Genomic DNA, 20,086 nt, shown 5'->3' with positions numbered 1-20,086 from the left:
AGCGCCACGCCTAGTGCATCCCAACGCGTTGGCCGAATGCCATCAACCGCCCACAGCCAGGCCAGCGCGACCGTAATGTAGATTCCCCCGTAGGCTGCGTAGACGCGTCCGGCTGCCGTCGGGTGCATTGTCAACAACCATGAAAACACGGCCAAACTGATAGCAGCCGGCACCAGGAGCCACGCGGATCGGCCCTGCCTTAGCCACAGATAGGGGAGATAGCAGCCCAAGATCTCTGCCATGGCCGTCACGGCGAAAAGAAGTGTCGTACGTACGATTTCGCTCATCTCTTGGGCTCGCGTAGGCCAATCGTCCTAGGCGACATTCTACTCGCACACGGTCGCACTGGGTCGTTTGATTCACCGATTCGCGGTTCTTATACTGGCTCGGATCGACCCCACCGCCGAACCACCCCACCTGATTATGTCGAGGGAAGCCGTCCGATGAATCACACCACCACGCGCCGCGAGTTCCTGCAAACCACTGGTGCCGTTGCCGCAGGGCTGGGCTTGTCGAGCCTCGCGCTACCTACCTTTGCCGCGGAGGATAAGCCGTTGTATCGCATCTCGCTGGCCGAATGGTCGCTGCACAAAAAGCTCTTCGCCGGCAAGATGGACAATCTCGACTTTGCCCGTACCGCGAAGGAAGACTTCGGCATCGAGGGGATCGAGTACGTCAACCAGTTCTGGAAGGACAAGGCCCGCGACGAGAAGTACCTGGCTGAACTGAAGCAGCGCAGCGACGATCTGGGCGTGACGAACCTGCTCATCATGATCGACGGCGAAGGGGCGCTGGGCGATCCCGATGAAAAAGATCGCCTGAAGGCGGTCGAGAAGCATCATCAATGGGTCGAGGCGGCCAAGTACCTCGGCTGCCACTCGATCCGCGTCAACGCGCAGAGCAAAGGCAGCTTCGACGAGACGCAAAAGCTGGCGGCCGACGGCCTGCGCCGCCTCTCCGAGTACGGTGCCAGCCACGGCATCAACGTGATCGTCGAGAATCACGGCGGGCTGTCGTCGAACGGCGCGTGGCTGGCCGGAGTGATGAAGCTGGTCGACATGCCCAACTGTGGCACGTTACCCGACTTCGGCAACTTCCGTGTCAGCGGCACCGAGGAGTACGACCGCTACAAGGGGGTCGAGGAGCTGATGCCCTTTGCCAAGGCGGTGAGCGCGAAGAGCCACGACTTCGACGCCGAGGGGAACGAGACCCACACCGACTACAAGCGGATGATGAAGATCGTCGTCGACGCCGGCTACCACGGCTTCGTGGGGATCGAGTACGAAGGAAGCAAGCTGCCCGAACCCGAGGGCATCATGGCCACAAAGAAACTGCTGGAGCGCGTTCGCGACGAGTTGGCCAGCTAGCCAGTCGATTTTCCCCGCCGTGTCCATCGTGCCGTTGTGGTCATATTTCACCACGCCGGCACGATGGCACGACGAGGTCCTTGAAGCAGAAGACGGATAGCGTCCGAGCTTCACACGATTGCCTCTTCTACGCGGCACCCTTCGACTGCTGGCGTGATGACGAGCGTCGCGCGGAGATAATGCAATGCCGCAGGGCAGAACTGAGTTTTCATGCCATCCGCCCTGGTGGGGATACTATCTTGTGGTCGGGTTGGCCCTGTTCCTGTCGGTCTACATCGGTGCCGCTGTTCTACGCGCATCGATTCGGCCGGCCCCGCTGACGACGATGACCACTCTGGTTGTCTTCGCGGGTATCTCCCTCTTCTCTGCCTTGGCCGCTGCGTATTTGGCACTTGAGATGCGCCGGTGCAAGCAACACGTTCGGCCTCTTGTTTTAGAGGACGAAGGAGTCCGCATTCCGCTGTACAAGGGTAAACCGGCTGATCGATTTATTGCCTACCGCCAAATTAGCCGGTTACGCTGGTCGCGCTTCGTTCGGCCGGCCCTCGTGATCGAACATTCCGACGGCAAGGAGAGAGTGCTCGCTACTTTTCTCCGTCGAGATCAGCGAGTAGATCTATGGAACGAGCTTGTTGAGAGAATGCGTCTTCGGGCCGGTCTCGGGTGATGAGTCGTAGCCACTCGAGTAGACCCAGAGTTGCCACGATTCGCAGCAGCGATTGCCTCACTAGGCGACAAGCGAGCGACCAGTCTAATAGTGATTCGTGATCGCAAGTCTTGACGGCATTTGGCTTCGCGTCTCCCTGGTCGCAAATCATCCACATTGGTGCAAGATTTGCGCACTTACTGCGCCCTCGCTGCGCAGCGTGAGTCGAACTTCCAGAGGTGGGCACAGCCAGAATCGTCACGTCGGCACGGCGGGATGCGTCCTCCGCCAAATGTAGGGGAAGCATTTGGCGAAAAACGACCATGTCTTCTGCCTGTCCCATTTACACCCGAACGAGTGGTGCGCTCGTGACGACCTCCGGCACTCGACCCCAAAGCACGGCCATCGCCTTGCGGCTGATCCATGCGACGCTCGGGCACGCCATGCAGACCTGGAGTTTCATGCGTCAGGCCATTGTCCGGATCGGACGACTCGAAGACACCGACGTGTTTGTCGCCGATCCTCACGTTTCGCGGCTGCACGCCGAGCTGCGCTACCTCGACGGCGCCTGGCATTTGTCCTCGCTGGGGCGGCATGGCGTCTGGATCGATGATCAGCAGGTGACCGAGCCCTCGCGACAACTCCGCCACGGCGATTCGTTTCAACTGGGTCCGGGCGGCCCGCGACTCGAGTTTCTCGAAATCGACGGGCGCGCCTTGAGCGACTCGCAAAAGGCGCGCACCACGGTCGAGCTCGACTTCATCGATCTCGCCGAATTGGGCATCGACCAGCAACAGGCTGAAACGCAGGTGCAACAGATTACCGGCGAAGAAACGTTTCGTCTCTTGATTCAAAAGGCCCAAGATCTGCGCAAGAAGCGCGACCCACCGAGCTAGCGGCCGGGGAACGGCCGAAAAGAGATTGTCTCTTGCCCCGCGGCGAGAATGGGAAGTCCGACTATCGCGCAACCATTGAGTTACCTCGTGGCCAAAATCATCTCGATCCACTCCTTTCGCGGCGGCACCGGCAAATCGAACACGACGGCCAACCTGGCGGTGATGGTGGCCAAGCAAGGGTACCGCGTCGCGATCGTCGACACTGATATTCAATCGCCCGGCGTCCACGTGCTGTTTCATCTCGAGCCGAAGCGCATCCTGCACACGCTCAACGACTTTCTGTGGGGCGACGCCAAGATCCATGAAGCGGCGATCGACGTCACGCCGTCGGTCGTGGGCGATATCCTGCCCGACAGCGAACGTCCGCGGCTGTTTCTCGTGCCGTCGAGTGCCGACAGCGGCGCCATTGGCCGCATCCTGCGCGACGGCTACGACGTGGGCCTGCTGAACGATGGCTTTCACGACCTGATCCGCGACTGCAAGCTCGACTACCTGTTCATCGATACGCACCCGGGCGTCAACGAAGAGACGTTGCTGTCGATCGCTATTTCGGACCTGCTGCTGTTGGTGATGCGTCCCGACAACCAGGACTTCCAGGGTACGGCCGTGACGGCCGAACTGGCGCGGCGTCTCGACGTGAAGAACATGCTGCTGCTGGTCAACAAGGTGCCCTCGACGATGGATCGGCAGGCACTGCGTGAAAAGGTCGAGGGCCTCTACTCGACCGAGGTGGCCGGAGTGTTGCCGCTGAACGAAGAGATCGTGCAGGTGGCCAGCGGGGCCATCTTCAGCAATCGATTTCCCGATCATCCTTTCTCGCGCGGTTTGCGAGCCATCGCCGATCGCATCACCTCACTCTGAACTCTGAGCGGAGTCCGTCGGCATGGCAGAAGCGACGCGCGGCCACGAGCTCGATGCCCTGTTGAACAAGATGAAGTCGGCGGCGGCGCCGCTGCGCGGCGTCCTGCGCGACTTGCACGAGAAGTATCTTCCGGTGCGCGACGGCAAGGTGGCCGACTACATTCCCGAGCTGGCGAAGGCCGATCCCGGCTGGTTCGGCATCTCGATCGTGACGCGCGAGGGACAGATCTTCGAAGTGGGCAACCACCAGCAGATGTTCACGATCCAGTCGATCTCGAAGCCTTTCGTGTTCGGGCTGGCACTCGAGGACCACGGTCGCGACGGCGTGGTGGCCAAGGTCGGAGTCGAGCCGACGGGCGAGGCCTTCAACGCCATCGTGCTCGACGAGGTCTCGAATCGCCCCTTCAACCCCATGGTGAACTCCGGCGCCATCGCCACGGCCGACCTGGTCCAAGGCAAGGACTTTCCCGAGCGCGTGGCGCGGATGATCGGCATGTTCGGCCGCTACTGCGGGCGGCAGGTCTACGTGGACAACACCGTCTTCATGTCGGAACGGACCACGGGACATCGCAACCGCGCGATCGGCCACTTGATGCTCAACTTCGGCATGGTGGGCGATCGCATCGACGACTTGCTCGAGCTGTACTTCCAGCAATGCTCGCTCCTGGTGAACTGCCACGATCTGGCCGTCATGGGGGCCACGCTCGCCAATGGCGGGGTGAACCCCCTCACGGGCGAGCAGGCCATCGACCAGCAGTACGTCAAGGATCTGCTCAGCGTGATGCTCACCTGCGGCATGTACGACTACGCCGGCGAATGGGCCTATCGAGTCGGCATTCCGGCCAAGAGCGGCGTCGGCGGCGGCATCGTCGCGGTGCTGCCCGGCGTGGCAGGCATCGGTATTTTCTCGCCCGCGCTGGATGCGAAAGGCAACAGCGTCCGAGGCATCAAGGTATGCGAGGAACTCTCCGAACGCTTTGGCCTGCACGCCTTCGAGCCGCAGGGGGGCGCCCAGGCCTTTCTTGCGCAGTTGCAACCGACTCGCTAGGCCACACCCACTCGATAGGCGAGCCACTCTCGTATGGCACTATCCCGTGGCATCATCCCAGTGCCACGCATCGTTACGACGTGCGAGTCGTTCACCAACCGCACATGTCGGAGTAGGAACAGGCCAGCAGATCTTCGGTCCGCAGGCCGAAGGCCTCGCGCAGCTCGGCCACTTGTTGTGCGCCCTTTCGATCGTCGACGTGAGGACCGAGTACCGCCTCGAACTCGAGGAACGTGCCCAGCCCGTCGACTTCGTCGAGATGGATCCGCACATTCTCGACGAGAAAGATCTCGCGCCGCTTGCGCACCACGCCGCGCACGCCTAGCGCCGCCGTGAGCGCCTGCTTCAGCAGCGCGGGCTGCGGCACGGCGACGAGGTAATAGTCACTCGCCTTGCTGGTCCGTTCATCGGACCGCTCGTACGCGACCAGTTGCGCCATGCGGTCATCGATCTCGCGCAACTTGAGACGGCCCTGCGCACAGACGAAGTAGGTGTCGATTTGCCACTGCACGCCGACGAACTCGGTGGCCAGCTTCTCGGCCGTGGCGCGCGCCGCGGCCAGATCGCGCAGCCGGGCCTTGAGCTCGATGTTGCGTCGGGGAGTCGTCATCGGGGACATTCGCCTTGCGCGGGGGTGATCCATCAGGTGGAAACGGATTGAAACGGAAAACCTCTCTGGCGGAAAGCGGGGACGCAGAAGCCCGGCTGTGAGCAGACACCAACAGGGCGCTGGGACCCGTGAACTCCGCAGTGCCCGCCACAGTCGATTCGCTGGCTGTCCGCCGTCCGCGATGGTGGCACTCCGTCAAAAGGCGCCCAATTCTGGCGTTTTTCACGGCTCGGCCGGGGCGTGCGTCCCCTGCTTGACTCCGTTTTTCTGTCTGCCAGACTGGTGGCGGAACAGTGGGCCCCATCTCGATCTTTCTTATCCCGGTCGCGCGCATGCCGATTCTCGTCATTTGCCCGGAATGCAAAGCAAAGTACCGGGTCAATGAGAAGTTTGCCGGGAAGAAGGGGACCTGCCCGAAGTGCAAGGCGCCCATCACGGTGCCAGACGTGGAAGAGGTGAAGATCCATGCCCCTGAAGAATTTGCCGAAGGGGGCAAGGACGCCAAGGGACGGTTGGTCACCAAGCCGATCTCGCGGCAGGAGACGAAGTTCAACCCGGTGATGATCGCGGCGATGGTCGGCGGCGGACTGGCCGTGCTGCTGATCGCCTGGGTGGCCGGAGCGCTGCTGCGGTCGAATGTGGCCGTGACGGGCGTGGCACTGTTGCTGGTCACGCTACCGATCGTGGCGGGCAGCTATGCCCTGTTGCGCGATGAGGAACTCGAACCGCACCGTGGTCGCACGATGTGGATTCGCTCGTCGCTCGTTTCGGTGGTTTACGTGGCCCTCTGGGGGGTGTTTGCTTTCTTGCCGGCCAGCCTGTTCGCCGAGAATTGGAACTGGCTTTTCATCGCGCCGCCGTTCGTGTTGGCGGGGGGGACTGCGGCCTTTGCGGCCCTCGAGCTCGACTTTCTGACCGGCGTGCTGCACTACATGGGCTACCTGCTGGCCACGGTGATCTTGCGTGCGATCGCCGGTTTTCCCGCGCTGTGGAATCTGGCCGAGGCAGCAGCCGCCACGAGCTAGCAGGTCAAGTAAGAAACGGCCCCCCCTGGTTTCCGCCGGCATCGCCAGGGACTATCCTGAAACGCCCGCGCGACGCACAAAGGACGAGCGGCCACTGACGCACGCTTGCCGCGGCGATCGCATAACCCCGCTAATACGAAACGACCAAGGACCGCGCACATGGATCTCTCACGCATGAACCGTCGCGAGTGGAATGGGCTGGCGTTGGCGGGCCTGGGGGGCTGCCTGCTGGGGCGTACGGCCTGGGCCGCCGAGACACCGGAAGAGGGAGACCAGTTCGGCGAGCCGCTCCCCTTTGTCGAAGGTTCGTTCACCATCGCCGCGCTCCCCGACACGCAGGTCTACTGCGAGAGGTATCCCCAGCACTTCTACCAGCAGACCGAGTGGATCGCCGCGAACAAAGACGCGCGCGACATTCAATTCGTCCTGCATCTGGGCGATATCACGAATCGCAACACCAAGGAGCAGTGGGAGGTGGCGCAGCGCGCCATGCAGACGCTCGATGGAGTCGTGCCCTACTCGCTCTCGCTAGGCAATCACGATTACGGCCCGGGGGGCAACGCCACGACGCGCGAAACGTTCATGAACGACTATTTCCCCCTCGCGAAAGCCAGACAGCAAAAGTCGCTCGCCGGCCTGTTCGACGAGCAACGGCTCGACAACAGCTACCATCTTTTCAACACGCGCGGACAGGATTTTCTCGTGCTGGCGCTCGAGTGGGGGCCGCGCGACGAGGTTGTCGCCTGGGCACACGAGGTGGCCGCGAAGTATCCCGACCACAAGAAGATCCTGACCACGCACGCGTACATGTATTACGACGAGACGCGTTACGACTGGGAGAAGTATGGCAAGAAGCAGACCTGGAACCCGCACAGCTACGGCACGGCGCAACTCGAGGGGGGCACGAACGACGGCGAAGAACTGTGGAACAAACTGGTCGCGAAGAACGGCAACTTCTTCCTCACCGTCAACGGTCACGTACTGCGCGACGGCCTCGGTCGCATGACGTCGTCCCATCCCGCTGGCGGCGACGTGCATCAACACCTGGTGAACTACCAGATGAAGGAAGAAGGGGGCCAGGCCTTCCTGCGGCTGTACGAGTTTCTGCCGGACGGCGAGACGCTGCAGGTGAAGGCGTACTCCCCCTCGACCGACCAGTATAAGATCGACGCACAGAACCAGTTTGTGGTCAAGCTGAACCCGGCCTGGAAGTGGGCATAAGTCCACGTTTGCCGAGGGAAGCGCGTTCGCGCGGCGACGGCGAGCGGGCAGCTACCCCCGTTTCTGCTGTGGGAAGAGAATCTCTGCTGTGAATTCGACGCGCTCGATGAAAGAGTTTCGCCAACAGTTGTGGGACGACGAGGTGCGCGCCGCGTGGCAGCAGATCCTGACGCTGGCCGTGCGCGAGGACGTCGATCGCGTTCACGATTGGACGACGGTCTCGCTCGTGCCCGAGCGGGCAACCGGCGCGGCGCTCGTCGTCGCGCGCGAGCCCGGTGTTGTCGCCGGCCTGCCGGCGGCGGAGATGACGGTCGCCGAATACGATCGCACGGTGGAATGGTCGACGCTGGTCGAAGACGGCGCCTGGGTCGAGCGGGGAACCGCGATCGCCAGCCTCGCCGGACCGGCACGCAGTCTGCTGACTGCGGAGCGTGTGCTGCTCAACGTGCTGGGGCGGCTCTCGGGCATCGCCACGCTGACGCGGCGCTTCGTCGAGGCGGTGGCCGGCACCAAGGCCCGCATCTACGATACGCGCAAGACGACGCCCGGCTGGCGTCTGCTCGAAAAATACGCCGTCCACTGCGGCGGCGGGCACAACCACCGGAGCGGGCTCTATGACGCCGTGTTGATCAAAGACAATCATCTCGCCCTGGGCGCGTCGCTGGGGGGCGAGCGGTTTACGCCGGCGCAGGCCGTCGTTCGGACAAGGCAATTCCTCGACAAGCTGCTCGGACCCGAGCGCGCGGCGGCGATGATCGTCGAAGTCGAGGTCGATACGCTCGAGCAGTTGGCCGAGATCTTGCCCGCGGCGCCCGACATCGTGCTACTCGACAACATGCCTCCCGCCATGCTGCGAGAAGCCGTGACACGGCGCGATCGTGACGCGCCACAGGTCGAATTGGAGGCCTCGGGCGGAATCAACTGGGAGACGATTCGCGGCATCGCCGAGTCGGGGGTCGACCGTATCAGCCTTGGCGCGCTCACGCATTCGGCCCGGGCGTGGGATGTCGGCCTCGACTGGAACGTCCCCGCGTAGTCTCCGCGACGGCGAACATCTTCTGGCAGGCGATAGGCTGCGCGTGGCCTCATCGCACTTTGTTTCTAAAAAGCCGGTCTTTGTGTGGGCGAGTCGAGCGGCGTCTCGATTTTCTTCTTGCTGGCAGATTGAGGCCTCCGCGCTCTGCGGCGTAACGGTCGAAGGGGTGAGCATGCTTTCGACGATTTGCGCGGGGGCTGCGCCCGGCTTGTTGTCATTTCGCCACGTTCGTTGCGCGAACGCGCGATTTGACGGCGATGCACGATGTGTCGCATTTGACACCCTCTGGGGGCGAACTAGAGTTCCCATGCACCCGCGTCTTGGGGAGGGGCGTAGGTCATTGGCGCAGCAGGGATAGCTGGGAGCTTGAGGGGACCCTGCTGCGCCATTTTTCCCCTGTCGGTTCCTCGAGGGCCGGCCTTATGCCACGCCTCCAGCCCACCACCCGCGCCGCGCGCGGCTTCACACTGATCGAAGCGCTCTTCACGATGACCCTGGTCAGCGTGGCGGGGGCCGCTATGCTCGCAGGTCTCACCAGTGCCATGCAGATGAACCAGGCGGCGCTCGAGATGACCATTGCGCAGGGGATCGCGCAGCAGATGATCGACGATATCTCTGCTCGAAAGTTCCACGATGGCGATCCCTACCAGTGGCCGTTCTCGGCCAGCTCGATCGAGACGAGCGGACCGGGTTACTCCCGCTACAACGACATCGACGACTTCCACGGCTACAACGATCAGCCGGTCGCCGATCCGTGGGGCATCACCCTGGGGACGGACAACGGCCTGGGGGGGACGCGCAACGCCAACTTCCGCGTGCGCAACGGTTATTTCGATCGCTGGCGCCGCGAGGTCCGCGTCTATTACGTGAACGAGAACAATCTCGTCACGCCGCTGTCGGGCTCGCAGACGAGCAATTACCGCCTGGTACACGTGCAGGTGTTTCACGTGCCCACGAGCGGCACGAAACGCCTGCTGGCCGAAGTGAAACGAGTGTTTTCCAATGTCCCCTCGAACTAGCGGTCTGCCACGACCTCGAACAAGTTCGGCGCGCCGTTCGCGCGCGGGCATGACCTTCGTCGAGTTGATGACCGCGATGGTGCTGATGGCCACGACGACGGCGATCGTCGCCACGCTGGCGCTCGCCATGCGCGAAGGGTGGCAGCACAACGCGGGGCATGCCACCGCCGCGCAACATGCCCGCGTGGCGCTCGAGCGGATCTCGCGCGCCGTGTCGACCGCGTCCGCCAACGAGTTCAATCCAGGGCTGCAGGTCGTGTACGAAACGGTCGGCAGCGAACGTTATCCCGATACGCTCGTCGTCTGGAACCCGCCAGGCGATCCCGTGAGCCCGGAAGGCATGCCACGCATCAGCGAGTGCATTTTCTACTGCCCCGATCCGGCGGCTCCGCATCGCCTGCTCGAAATCACGGCGCCGAACGATAACCGGACGATTCCCCTGACGGAAACCCTGAACTCGACGACCTGGCGCAACACGCTGAACGCGCTGAAGAACGCCGGCACGAGCAAGAAGACGGTCTTGACCGATCTGCTGCGCACGGCATCGCCGACCAGTTCGGGCGCCAAGCGTGGCTGTGTGCGCTTCATGGCCGACATGCGCCCGACGCAGACCGACTGGTACAACAGCTCGCTCGACTGGTCGGCGCTGCCCTGGCCACAGCATCTGTTTGGCCCCGCGACGGGAATGCGACAGTCGTGGGTACGGATCGAGCTGCAGTTGGTTCCCGACGATTTCTCGAACGACGATCCCACGGCGCAGTCGGTGATCCCCTTTTACGGATCGGCCGTGCTCAATTACACCTTGTACCGCTACACCCGATGACCGCGACTTGCCACCACCACGATCGTCGTCGCCCGGGCGTTGTTCTGGGAATTCGCTCCTGTCCCCGGCGCGGAGCCGCCGTCGTTGTCGTGCTGCTCGTGTTGTCGGCCGCGCTCGTGCTCACCTATGCGGTGCTGAACTCGCAGTCGACGGCCTTGCAGATCCAGCGCAATAGCGGTCGTACGCTCGAGGCGAAACAGGTCGCCACGAGTGGCATGTTGGCCGCCATACGCCGCATGCACCAAACGAACTGGGCAGGAGTCGAGACGACGTTCACGGGCAGCTACGGCACAAGCGGCAGCTACGAAGTGAGCTTTACTACGGGCGATGCGCAGATCGTGCCCGGTTCGGCCGAGGATCATCACTGGCCCTACCGCGTCACGCTCTTGGCCAAGGGGTCGGTCACCAATCCCGATCACCCGACGGTCAAAGCCACGTACGAGATTGAAGCGGTCGTGCAGCTCGTGCCGCGCGGGCTCTCGGCAACACCGAGCGAGTGGAGCTCCATCACGCAACACACGCTGTATCAGCTCTCGACCGACGATTGCCGCCTCGAGGTTCCGATCTCGATCAAGGGACCCGTACGCTTTCAATCGGGCATCCAGCTCATCACCAGCAACTCCATCGGTGATTCGAGCGCGCGGACGCGTTACGCGGGCGACTTGAACCTGATGCGCAACGCGGGATATCCCGACTACCGTCCCTTCAACAACACGGTCAAGTTTCCCTACTCGATGAACGATTCATCGATGCGGTCGTTTTTGCAAACGCAGTTGGGCGTATCGACCTCCGATGTTTCGCTCACCAGCACGTCGCTTCCTGCGTCGTTTTCCGCGCCGACCGGGTACCAGCTCTATGCGGGGGGCAAGGTCTACTCGCCGCAGTCGCTCCCGTCGTCGGTCAACGGCGGCACCTACGAGGCCTCGCCCCGAACCAATCCGCTCGGCTTGTTCGTGCGCAACGGCTCCGTCGACCTGAAGAACAACACGACGATCCGCGGCACCCTGATCGCGACCGATCAGGTGAACATCGACGGTACCAACGTCACGCTCGAAGCGGTGAACCTCGAATCGATCGAGGGGGCCTCGCAGCCCAGTCGATTGCCCGTGATTTACGCCCGTAACCTGGCGCTGAACGCGACCTCCGGGGCGACCATTCGGGGCGCGACGCTCGTGTTGCAAGAGTTCCAGTCGATCTCCGGCGATCAAGCGACGATGAACGTTACCTTTACGGGCAACGTGGCGGCGCGGCGCATTCGATTGCGAGGACGTAATGGCTGGAGCAATGCCTCCTGGCCGTTACTGATGACCCTGTTCAACCTGCAAGCCAACCTGCTCAACGGCATCAAGTACTTCCCCGTTTACGCACATGCCCTGGGCTACCAGGCGGTCCCGGTTGTGACGCTCCAACCGGAAACGGAACAGGTGACAGAGCATTGTCCGGACGTCGGACAGCCGATCTACGTACCGAGGTCGTCCGATCCGGGACTGCGTTGGCAGTTGATCCGTTGGACGGATGGCGTGTAGATACGCTCTCGCAATCGCTGCAATCGCTACAAGGAGACTTGACGATGAATTGGAAGACCCGCGCCGCTGGGACAGCATTGCTAGCAACCAACGTCGTATCTCTTGGAATGCTAGGTTTTTACCAGACGACGACGGCTGCGCCGCCGCAGGCACAGGAACCGTTCGCCAACGCCGTCCAGCAGCGATTCGAGACGATCGACGCGCTGCGGGAGATCAGCTCGCTGTTGAAGGAACAGAACGCTTTGTTGCGTTCCGGCAAGCTGGAGGTCGTCATTGTTGGCGTACAACAGCCCACCCCAGGACGATGAACCAGCGCCGACATTCGCCGCACGGCTTCACGCTGATCGAGCTATTGCTCGTCGTGGCGATCGTCGGGATCTTGAGTGCCATCGTTCTTCCCAACAGCAATCCCAATATCGCCGAGCAGCTCAAAGGGGCGGCGCATGCGCTCGCCTCCGACCTGGCGTGGACGCGCAGCCTCGCCGTCGAGTATGAAAGCCGCTACAGCGTTACCTTCGATCTCACGCGCAATCGCTACGTGCTCGAGCACACGGGCACGAATCCGGCGCTCGAAACGCTGCCCCGCCTGCCGACGCAGGCCTGGTCGAACCCCAGCGATCAGTACATCGTCTCGCTGGACGACGCTCCCTCGATGCACGGCAGCACGGCGCAATTGCTGGCTGCTGGCGCGGCAGGCGCGCCCGCGGTGAACCTGGCCTCGGTCGAGTTCGGGCCGCTCGGCGAGACGACCAGCCCCCAGGAGACCGTCGTCTGGCTGACGGCCGGTCGCTTCGCGGAACGCCGCTTCATCTCGGTGACGGTCGACCCGATCACGGGCATGGCCTGGGTAGGAGATGTCACAACGGCGCTGCCTGCCGGCATCACGAATCCCGACAGCGGTTCGACTCCCCTCAATGGCTCCTGAGCTTGACGGAGCACCAGAGAATAACCATGGTCGGATTCTTCGCATCCAAACGTGGCGGTCCCATTGGCGTGGATCTCGGCAGCCGCGCGATCAAGCTGCTGCAATTGAGTGGCGATCGCACGCGCGTAATCGACGCCGTGCGTCACGAGTTATCTCCGGTCGAAGGGCTGCGTCCCGAGCAGCAAGCCGACCGATTGACCGATGCCCTGCGTCAGGCGCGTCAGGGTCGCGAGTTCGTCGGCCGCGATGCCGTATTGTGCCTGGGGGGCGAGCAACTCTACGTGCAGAACATTCGCGTCCCCAAGGCATCGGGCGAAGAACTCGATCGCATCGTCCATGCCGAGGCCGAAGGCAAACTGCCATTTTCGGCCAGCGAGGCAGAAATCCGCTTCGTCGAAGCCGCCGACGTCCGGCAAGGGGACATGACGAAGCGCGAGGTCGTGCTGTTGGCGTGCCATCAGCCGGTGCTCGAGCGCATCCTGTCGATTGTGGTGCGGGCCGGACTGCGCCCCGTGGCCGTCGACATCGAACCCGCCGCCGTGCTGCGCTGCTACTCGCAACAGTTTCGCCGCGACGAGGACAAACGGCAGCGCACGCTGATGGTTCACGTGGGGGCGTCGAGCACGGCGGTGGTGATCGCTCAGGGGAACGACGCGTTGTTCATCAAGTACGTGGAAACCAGCGGCCGCACGCTCGACGAGGCCGTGGCCAGGCACCTGCGACTCGGCCTGCCCGAGGCGGCCGCGCTGCGCCGTCAACATGCCGACCGGCAGGCCGATCGCCGCGACGAGGAGATCTCGCGCAGCCTGGCCGAGGCCACGCGGCCGATTGTCGAACGGCTGACCGGCGAACTATCGCTCTGCCTGCGTTATCACAGCGTCACGTTCCGCGGACAACCGGTGGCACGAGTCATCCTGGGCGGAGGAGAAGCCACGCCCGGCCTGGCCGAGTCGCTGACCGCGCGGCTCGACATTCCATGCGAGGTGGGCGATCCGCTGCGATTGCTGCCGTCGAATCGTCCCGCCGGTCGTCAGAGCCAGTGGGATGTCGCCACCGGACTCGCCTTGCGCAACGTGAATTGAACCAACCATCGGCACGACAATGCTATCGGGCGGCATGAAAGACATCGACTTTCTACCATCGACCTATCGCGAGCTGCATCGACAGCGGCGGGCGACGATGGTGCGCCTGGTGCTGGTGTTGTCGGTGGCCGGTACGATTGTGGCCGCCGCGCTGACGCAGCATGCCGAACGGCGCCGCGTTATGGCGCGCCTGGCCGATGTTCAATTGCTGCACAAGGAAGCCACCGCGCGGCAGGCGATGTTGACCGAGCTGCAGGGCAAGCTCGAACGTGCCAACGCGATGGCCGGTTTGCTGACGTTCCTGCGCCACCCCTGGCCCAAATCGCAATTGATGACCGAGGTACTGGGTCCGCTTCCCGAGGCCATCACGCTCGAGCGTGTGGAAGTGGTGCCCGTGACCAGACCCACGCATCAACCGGCTGGTCCGGGACCAGCCCCCATTCCAACGGATGGCGACCCACAAGCTCCGCAGCAGTTGGCCGCGGTCGACGACCTGGAGGTGTTACGCACGCAAGCCGCGTCGAGCGTGCTCGAGATACGCCTCTGGGGACTCACGAGCGATCATTCCGCGCTGCACATGTATTTGATGGCCTTGGGGGAATCGAAGCTGTTGCTCAATCCCGAGTTGGAACGCGTGGAAGGAGTGCCAGGGGAGGACAAGACGGCAGTGCGTTTCATGGCGCACGTCACCGTCCGTCCCAGTCCGGGCATGAATTCCTCGCCGTCAGAGAACGCTGCCGCGCCCGCGGTGGCCACGACGAATTAGCGCTCACCGATAGATCGCAAAGCGCACGCCATGTGGAAGAAACGAATCTCGCAACACAGCATCTGGTTGATCTCGGTACCGCTGGTCGGCGCCTTGCTCGGCTACATGCTTTACTTCTACATCCCCGGTCGACGGGATCTGATGGCACTGCGCGAACAACTACGCGCCACGGAAGCCACCATCCATGAAGCCGACATGCTGGTGGTCAAAATTCCGGCTGTCCAATCGCAACTCGGCCAGGCCACGGCCTACAACGAAACGTGGAATGATCGCATCGCTCCGCAAGGACAGATCGTGGGGGTGTTCGGCAGTATCAGCCGGCTGGCCAGCGACGTAGGGGTCTCTCCCTCGCGTTTTGCCCCCGAGAAGGTGACCGATCTACGCTATTTGCGACAAGTGGCCGTCGACCTCGCCTGTACCGGCGAGTTCGAGGAGATCCGAGAATTCATCCATCGCCTGGAAGATTTGCCGCAGTTTGTCTGGCTTAACAATATTGAGCTCTCTGCGGTGCCTGCGAAAAATGAATCGGACAGGAAGCTTACAAAGTGCGAGTTGAATCTCGTGATATTTGGTAATCAGCGAGAGATTTCCGATTAGGTTGAGACTACCGGCCGACCGATAGAAGGGACTGCCGTGCGCCAGCGGGACGCGTTCGCTGGCAGCGGTGCTAGTACCGTGAACCTGAAGCAACTGAAAAACCAGATTCGCCGCGAGGTGAAAGCCAGCCCCCAGAAGGCGGCCATGCTAGGTCTCGCGCTGTGCGTGGGACTCTATTTTTGGACGCCCATGGTTTGGAAGCTGGTTCGTCGTTCGAAGCCCCCTGCGGTCCAGTCCGCCGATGGCACGATCGACCCTCAGGTGCTGATGTCGCGATTGGGGACATCGCTGGACGCCTTGTCCAAACCGACCCCCACGCCCGAGCGCCCGTGGCGCATGCTGGCCGAAGAGATTGATAGCAATCCGTTGATGGCACGCGGTGGCTCCTTGCCGGAGATCCGCGATCCCTTCAATGGCACGCTCGCGATCGTTAGCCCCGGAAGGAGTCTGGTCGCCGAGACGGAGGAAACGCGACAAGCAGAGATCGACCCGAACGCGGCAGGATTAAAGCTGAGCAGCACGCTCATCGGACCGCGCCGCCGATTGGCGTTGATCAACGGCGATGTGTACACCGTGGGGAGCGAAATTGACCTGGGAAACGGGGTTGTGTTTTACGTCGCCGAGGTCAGCAACAACCAGGTGGTTCTCGTACGGGGAGATCGAGAATTCGCCTTGGTCATTCCCGAAAAAGACAGGGCAGGCAACGGATCTCGCCGTCTGAGCGCAGGTCCCTGAGATAGGACGAAAGCGAGGCTCGACGCGCGGAGCGCGAAGAGCCAGGGTAAGCCGCGGCCCACCGATCGAGTGGACCTTGGCCGAACGACGGCACCTGTCATGGATGACATATGAGCCGCGTGCTTCGAGTGATGCTGTTGTTGATGGGCGCACTGGCCGGCCTCAGTTCGGCCGTCTATCTCGCTGCGCGCACTCCGCAGCAGACGACGCACACCGAATCGGGCCACACGAAAGTTTCGTGGGGCACCCTGGATGATCCGGACTCGCCAGGCGAGCCGTCGCCAGCTACGGCCACGACACGCTCCCACGCGGCGAGTCCGAAATCCATCGCCACGGCAGCGACCGAGCCGCTCGAACGCCAGAGCGCGGCGCCTCCGATCACGCAACAATCGATCCCAGGGCTCACGCCCGAAAGCACCTCCGCGGGCAACACGAGCGGCGTGTCGGGTGCTTTGGGAGGGGCCGCCGCGGCGCTCGGGGTCGATCCGCAGAAGATGGACATGAGCCAGGTCACCGAGTTGCTGCAGTCGGCCATGCAGACCCTGCAGAACCCCGGCGCCAGCACGAATCCTCTCGTGCCAGCGGCGAGCGGCGCGCCGTCAATGAACGTGGCTCCTGCGACGCCGCCAGCCGTGGCTACGGAACCCCGCACTCGAAAATCGGAGATCCTGCCCGCCCCGCAGGCGGGCGAGGGGGATGCGAATCTCCACATCAATATTCAAAACGAAGACCTCCGCGACGTGCTCGAGTTATTGAGCAAGCAAAGCGGCCTGAACATTCTGGCCAGCAAGAACGTCGGCGGCTCGGTGTCGGCAGTGCTGAACAACGTCACGGTCGACGAGGCGCTGTCGGCGATCCTCAAATCGACGGGCTTCACCGCGCGCCGCGAGGGCAACTTCATCTTCGTCGGCACGCCGCAAGACTTTGTCGAAATGGATCACACGTCCGATCGCATCGGCACGCGCATCTATCGCCCCAACTACATCACCGCGATCGAGCTGCAACAGCTCATCGAGCCGCTGCTCACGTCCGAAGTGGGGAAGTCGAGCGTCACCACGGCCGCCGCCACCGGCATCGGCAGCGATGATACGCAAGTGGGGGGCGACTCCTTCTCGAGCGGCGATGCCGTGCTCGTGCAGGACTACGAACAAGTGCTCAACGAGATCGACCAGGTGCTCGACGAGCTCGACAAACGTCCCGTCCAGGTCGCCATCGACGCGATGATTCTCAGCGTGAAGCTGGGTGACAAGCTCCAGGTGGGGGTCAACTGGCAGTTTTTACGGAACAAAGATACCATCCGCTTCGGCATCGGCACGCCGCGTACGGTGCCTTTTGCCGATCCCACGGATCCCTTCACGTTCACGGGGGGCCTGACGTTCGATTTCCTCGACAGCAGCCTGGGCTCGTTCCTGAACTTCCTCGAGACGATCGGCGACACGAACGTGATCGCTTCGCCCCATCTGATGGTGCTCGACAAGCAGCGAGCCGAGATCCTGATCGGCGCCCAGTTGGGCTACATCAGCACGACCGTCACCGAGACGAGCACGACGCAGAGCGTCGAGTTTCTCGAGGTCGGTGCCCAGTTGCGATTGCGGCCGTACGTCTCGACCGACGGCCTGATTCGCATGGAAGTACACCCCGAGCTCTCGACCGGCGCCGTGCCGGTGCGCGAGGGATTCACCCTTCCGGAAAAAGAAGTCACGCAGGTCACCACGAACATCATGGTGCGCGACGGCTGCACGGTGATCATCGGTGGCCTGATGCGCGAAGACCTGAAAACGACGACGACGCAGGTGCCGGTGGTGGGCAATCTGCCTTACGTCGGCTTTCTCTTCCGCAACACGACCGAAGACATCGAGAAGCGCGAGATTCTCGTGCTGATCACGCCGCACATCGTCTACGAGCCAGAAACGTGCCGCGACGGAGAATGCGGCGCGATGGAATTCCATCGCCGCCAGGCCGTCTACCGCGATCACATGAGCCCGCTGGGCAAGCGTTACCTGGGCCGCATCTACTTCCGCAAGGCGCAGGCCGCCTGGGCAGCGGGCGATTACGATGCCGCCTTGCGGCTGGCGCAATGTTCGGTGCAGTTCGACCCGACCAATCGCGCGGCGATCGAACTGACCACCGATATCGTGGCCGGCCGGCACGATGGTCCGTATAGTGGCGGCGAAATGCTGCCCCCCGGCGAAAAAATCGAGTTGCTCGACAGCGATGGTGAGATTCCGCCCTGGGTACTCGATTCGCTCGAGCGAGAATTGGCCCCGGCGCCTGCGGGCCCCCCGGCCGAACCGAAGCATCCGCTCGAACCGGGCGTGCCGGGCGATATTGTTCCGATCGAACGCTACTAGGGAACCTGTGGCAAGACGCATGACGTACGCGCGCTGCATCGGAACGGCCTGGCTACTGACGCTGCTCGTCCTGGCGATGAGCTCGGCGGTGGGGTGCGCCAGTGTCTCGAAGTTTCCGGAGAAGCCGACCCAACCGGAGATCTCCTCCGAGGATCGTGCGGCGGAAGTAGTGCGCGACTTCGAGCGGAAGCGCGACGATGCGCAATACAACGCCGCGGCACAGTCGTTGCGCAAGGGAGACCTGAAGAGCAGCCAGAGCAACCTCGAACAGGTGCTGGCGCGCAATCCGCAGCATCGCAGCTCGCGCTTGCTGCTGGCCGAGGTGATGGTCTGCCAGGGTCAACCGCAGATGGCGGCCATGCAGCTCGAAATGGCTCGCAAGCACCACCCGGACGACGCCGAAATCGAGCATACGTTGGCGCTCGTGCGCGACACGATGGACCAGCACGAAGCAGCGCTGACGCATTACCGACGCGCGGCGGAGCTCGCGCCGGACAACGACGTTTATGCTGCCAGCTTGCGTACGGTTTCGAGGGCTCCGTTGACGCCGATGGCCGAGAGCGGCTCGACGCAACTCGCTGCCGCTACCCCGCCCCCACCGAAGTCGGTCGACATCAAGTCAGCGCCGGTCGTCCCCGTGTCGTATCAACAACCGGCCATCCCAACATTTTCAGGGGCTGCTGTCCCTGTCACGGCTACCATATCAAACAACGTACCCGCGCTCCTGCCGAACGAGCACGACGCCGCGCCGCTGCCACCGGCGCAAGCGGCAGAATCGTCAACTGGCGAGGTAAACATTCGCTTTGCCGAGGTCGACCACCTGCCGGTCGGTCAGGCCATGTCGGCGTTGCAGCGTCCGAATTCGATCTCGACCCCCTCGCCCTTGGCGAGCGCCGCGCAAATCGCGCAGTGCGGCCAGCAGGCCATCGAAGCGGGCAACCTCGATGCGGGGGTGTCGCTCATCCGCCAGGCGATGGCCGCGGAACCGCAAAATCCGCAGATCCCGATCTCGGCGGCAGTGGCGCTGCTACGTCGGGGGGAATCGCTCCCCGCTGTGGAACTAATGAGTGGGGCGGCACAATCGTTTCCTTCGTCACCGCGTGTTCTTCAGACGCTGGGACTGGCTCAGTACCAATCGGGCGACTTCCAAGCGGCGCAATCCACGCTGCAACAGGCGCTTAGGTTGGACAACTCTCACGCCCTGTCCTACTTTTTATTGGGTTCCGCGCTGACCAGGCTTGGCCAGCGCGAAGAGGCGGCCCGTCACTTCGCACAAGCCCGCGCGCTCGATGCGAAGTACGACCTCCGTCGCTGATCCCCGCGCGATTCCCTTCGCGCTGAACGTGCCGCTCGTGGCGTGCTTCGCGCCACGGACAACGTTCAGTAGGGAAAGTCTCGCGTTGCTTCTACCTGCTCAGCACGAGTGTGGCTGCCTGCGAACGGGCAGTCGCGCCGCGTGCCTTTCGTCGTTTGAGGATTGATGGAGCACGAGCTCCCAATTGGAACGAGACGATCTCGACGGACACCATGCATTCTCGCTTCGCACCATCCA

20 protein-coding genes are annotated in these 20,086 nt (G+C 62.9%); 18 read left to right on the top strand and 2 right to left on the bottom strand.

What is annotated here, in order from left to right:
- A partial coding sequence (locus KF708_19535; protein ID MBX3414886.1) for a YnfA family protein occupies positions 1-278 on the bottom strand: 278 nt, incomplete at its 3' end.
- Positions 279-443: 165 nt separating this feature from the next.
- Here KF708_19535 and KF708_19530 point away from each other — a divergent pair.
- The 4 genes from KF708_19530 (at position 444) to glsA (ending at position 4,818) form a co-directional block, all read left to right on the top strand.
- Complete coding sequence (locus tag KF708_19530) at positions 444-1,367, top strand: TIM barrel protein (GenBank protein ID MBX3414885.1); 924 nt, start codon at positions 444-446, stop codon at positions 1,365-1,367.
- A gap of 1,014 nt (positions 1,368-2,381) precedes the next feature.
- Complete coding sequence (locus tag KF708_19525; GenBank protein MBX3414884.1) at positions 2,382-2,909, top strand: FHA domain-containing protein; 528 nt, start codon at positions 2,382-2,384, stop codon at positions 2,907-2,909.
- Positions 2,910-2,996: 87 nt separating this feature from the next.
- Positions 2,997-3,770, top strand: coding sequence for a MinD/ParA family protein (locus KF708_19520; protein ID MBX3414883.1), 774 nt, complete (start codon positions 2,997-2,999; stop codon positions 3,768-3,770).
- A gap of 22 nt (positions 3,771-3,792) precedes the next feature.
- Positions 3,793-4,818, top strand: coding sequence for a glutaminase A (gene glsA / locus KF708_19515; GenBank protein MBX3414882.1), 1,026 nt, complete (start codon positions 3,793-3,795; stop codon positions 4,816-4,818).
- 91 nt (positions 4,819-4,909) lie between these two features.
- On the opposite strand, the gene KF708_19510 is transcribed toward glsA, so the two are convergent.
- Positions 4,910-5,428, bottom strand: coding sequence for a class IV adenylate cyclase (locus KF708_19510; GenBank protein ID MBX3414881.1), 519 nt, complete (start codon positions 5,426-5,428; stop codon positions 4,910-4,912).
- A gap of 437 nt (positions 5,429-5,865) precedes the next feature.
- Here KF708_19510 and KF708_19505 point away from each other — a divergent pair, with 437 nt between their 5' ends.
- The 14 genes from KF708_19505 (at position 5,866) to KF708_19440 (ending at position 19,849) form a co-directional block, all read left to right on the top strand.
- Positions 5,866-6,453 carry a hypothetical protein gene (locus KF708_19505; protein ID MBX3414880.1) on the top strand — a complete coding sequence of 196 codons (588 nt, stop codon included), beginning with the start codon at positions 5,866-5,868 and terminating at the stop codon, positions 6,451-6,453.
- Positions 6,454-6,612: 159 nt separating this feature from the next.
- Positions 6,613-7,674 carry a metallophosphoesterase gene (locus tag KF708_19500; GenBank protein MBX3414879.1) on the top strand — a complete coding sequence of 354 codons (1,062 nt, stop codon included), beginning with the start codon at positions 6,613-6,615 and terminating at the stop codon, positions 7,672-7,674.
- A 106-nt stretch (positions 7,675-7,780) separates the two neighbouring features.
- Positions 7,781-8,710 carry a carboxylating nicotinate-nucleotide diphosphorylase gene (gene nadC / locus KF708_19495; GenBank protein MBX3414878.1) on the top strand — a complete coding sequence of 310 codons (930 nt, stop codon included), beginning with the start codon at positions 7,781-7,783 and terminating at the stop codon, positions 8,708-8,710.
- Between the two features lie 422 nt (positions 8,711-9,132).
- A complete protein-coding gene (locus KF708_19490) occupies positions 9,133-9,729 on the top strand; it encodes a type II secretion system protein (protein ID MBX3414877.1) in 597 nt (198 codons plus the stop codon).
- Positions 9,713-10,552, top strand: a complete 840-nt coding sequence (locus KF708_19485) for a hypothetical protein (protein ID MBX3414876.1) — start codon at positions 9,713-9,715, stop codon at positions 10,550-10,552. The genes KF708_19490 and KF708_19485 overlap by 17 nt, the downstream gene beginning before the upstream one ends.
- A gap of 89 nt (positions 10,553-10,641) precedes the next feature.
- Positions 10,642-12,078, top strand: a complete 1,437-nt coding sequence (locus KF708_19480) for a hypothetical protein (protein ID MBX3414875.1) — start codon at positions 10,642-10,644, stop codon at positions 12,076-12,078.
- A gap of 44 nt (positions 12,079-12,122) precedes the next feature.
- Entirely contained in the window at positions 12,123-12,386 is a 264-nt protein-coding gene (locus tag KF708_19475) for a hypothetical protein (protein ID MBX3414874.1), read from the top strand.
- Positions 12,383-13,003 carry a prepilin-type N-terminal cleavage/methylation domain-containing protein gene (locus tag KF708_19470; protein ID MBX3414873.1) on the top strand — a complete coding sequence of 207 codons (621 nt, stop codon included), beginning with the start codon at positions 12,383-12,385 and terminating at the stop codon, positions 13,001-13,003. The genes KF708_19475 and KF708_19470 overlap by 4 nt, the downstream gene beginning before the upstream one ends.
- Positions 13,004-13,029: 26 nt before the next feature.
- Positions 13,030-14,085, top strand: a complete 1,056-nt coding sequence (gene pilM / locus KF708_19465; protein MBX3414872.1) for a type IV pilus assembly protein PilM — start codon at positions 13,030-13,032, stop codon at positions 14,083-14,085.
- Between the two features lie 34 nt (positions 14,086-14,119).
- Positions 14,120-14,851, top strand: a complete 732-nt coding sequence (locus tag KF708_19460) for a hypothetical protein (GenBank protein ID MBX3414871.1) — start codon at positions 14,120-14,122, stop codon at positions 14,849-14,851.
- Between the two features lie 30 nt (positions 14,852-14,881).
- Positions 14,882-15,448 carry a type 4a pilus biogenesis protein PilO gene (pilO, locus tag KF708_19455; GenBank protein MBX3414870.1) on the top strand — a complete coding sequence of 189 codons (567 nt, stop codon included), beginning with the start codon at positions 14,882-14,884 and terminating at the stop codon, positions 15,446-15,448.
- Between the two features lie 78 nt (positions 15,449-15,526).
- Positions 15,527-16,183, top strand: coding sequence for a hypothetical protein (locus KF708_19450; GenBank protein MBX3414869.1), 657 nt, complete (start codon positions 15,527-15,529; stop codon positions 16,181-16,183).
- 110 nt (positions 16,184-16,293) lie between these two features.
- Positions 16,294-18,534, top strand: coding sequence for a secretin and TonB N-terminal domain-containing protein (locus tag KF708_19445; protein ID MBX3414868.1), 2,241 nt, complete (start codon positions 16,294-16,296; stop codon positions 18,532-18,534).
- Between the two features lie 19 nt (positions 18,535-18,553).
- The gene (locus KF708_19440; GenBank protein MBX3414867.1) at positions 18,554-19,849 is read left to right on the top strand and encodes a tetratricopeptide repeat protein; all 1,296 of its coding nucleotides are present in this window, start codon (positions 18,554-18,556) and stop codon (positions 19,847-19,849) included.
- Positions 19,850-20,086: the final 237 nt, after the last annotated feature.

It is taken from the genome of Pirellulales bacterium (assembly GCA_019636335.1).
GTDB lineage: Bacteria > Planctomycetota > Planctomycetia > Pirellulales > JAEUIK01 > JAHBXR01.
This window is presented reverse-complemented; position numbering and strand designations above follow the sequence as displayed.

Excerpts from the sequence above, each read along its gene's own strand:
- glsA (MBX3414882.1), top strand. The coding sequence starts at position 3,793 with ATGGCAGAAGCGACGCGCGGCCACGAGCTCGATGCCCTGTTGAACAAG.
- KF708_19485 (MBX3414876.1), top strand. The coding sequence starts at position 9,713 with ATGTCCCCTCGAACTAGCGGTCTGCCACGACCTCGAACAAGTTCGGCG.
- nadC (MBX3414878.1), top strand. The coding sequence starts at position 7,781 with ATGAAAGAGTTTCGCCAACAGTTGTGGGACGACGAGGTGCGCGCCGCG.
- pilM (MBX3414872.1), top strand. The coding sequence starts at position 13,030 with ATGGTCGGATTCTTCGCATCCAAACGTGGCGGTCCCATTGGCGTGGAT.
- KF708_19440 (MBX3414867.1), top strand. The coding sequence starts at position 18,554 with ATGACGTACGCGCGCTGCATCGGAACGGCCTGGCTACTGACGCTGCTC.
- KF708_19500 (MBX3414879.1), top strand. The coding sequence starts at position 6,613 with ATGGATCTCTCACGCATGAACCGTCGCGAGTGGAATGGGCTGGCGTTG.
- KF708_19490 (MBX3414877.1), top strand. The coding sequence starts at position 9,133 with ATGCCACGCCTCCAGCCCACCACCCGCGCCGCGCGCGGCTTCACACTG.
- pilO (MBX3414870.1), top strand. The coding sequence starts at position 14,882 with ATGTGGAAGAAACGAATCTCGCAACACAGCATCTGGTTGATCTCGGTA.
- KF708_19530 (MBX3414885.1), top strand. The coding sequence starts at position 444 with ATGAATCACACCACCACGCGCCGCGAGTTCCTGCAAACCACTGGTGCC.
- KF708_19510 (MBX3414881.1), bottom strand. The coding sequence starts at position 5,428 with ATGACGACTCCCCGACGCAACATCGAGCTCAAGGCCCGGCTGCGCGAT.
- KF708_19460 (MBX3414871.1), top strand. The coding sequence starts at position 14,120 with ATGAAAGACATCGACTTTCTACCATCGACCTATCGCGAGCTGCATCGA.
- KF708_19470 (MBX3414873.1), top strand. The coding sequence starts at position 12,383 with ATGAACCAGCGCCGACATTCGCCGCACGGCTTCACGCTGATCGAGCTA.
- KF708_19475 (MBX3414874.1), top strand. The coding sequence starts at position 12,123 with ATGAATTGGAAGACCCGCGCCGCTGGGACAGCATTGCTAGCAACCAAC.
- KF708_19445 (MBX3414868.1), top strand. The coding sequence starts at position 16,294 with ATGAGCCGCGTGCTTCGAGTGATGCTGTTGTTGATGGGCGCACTGGCC.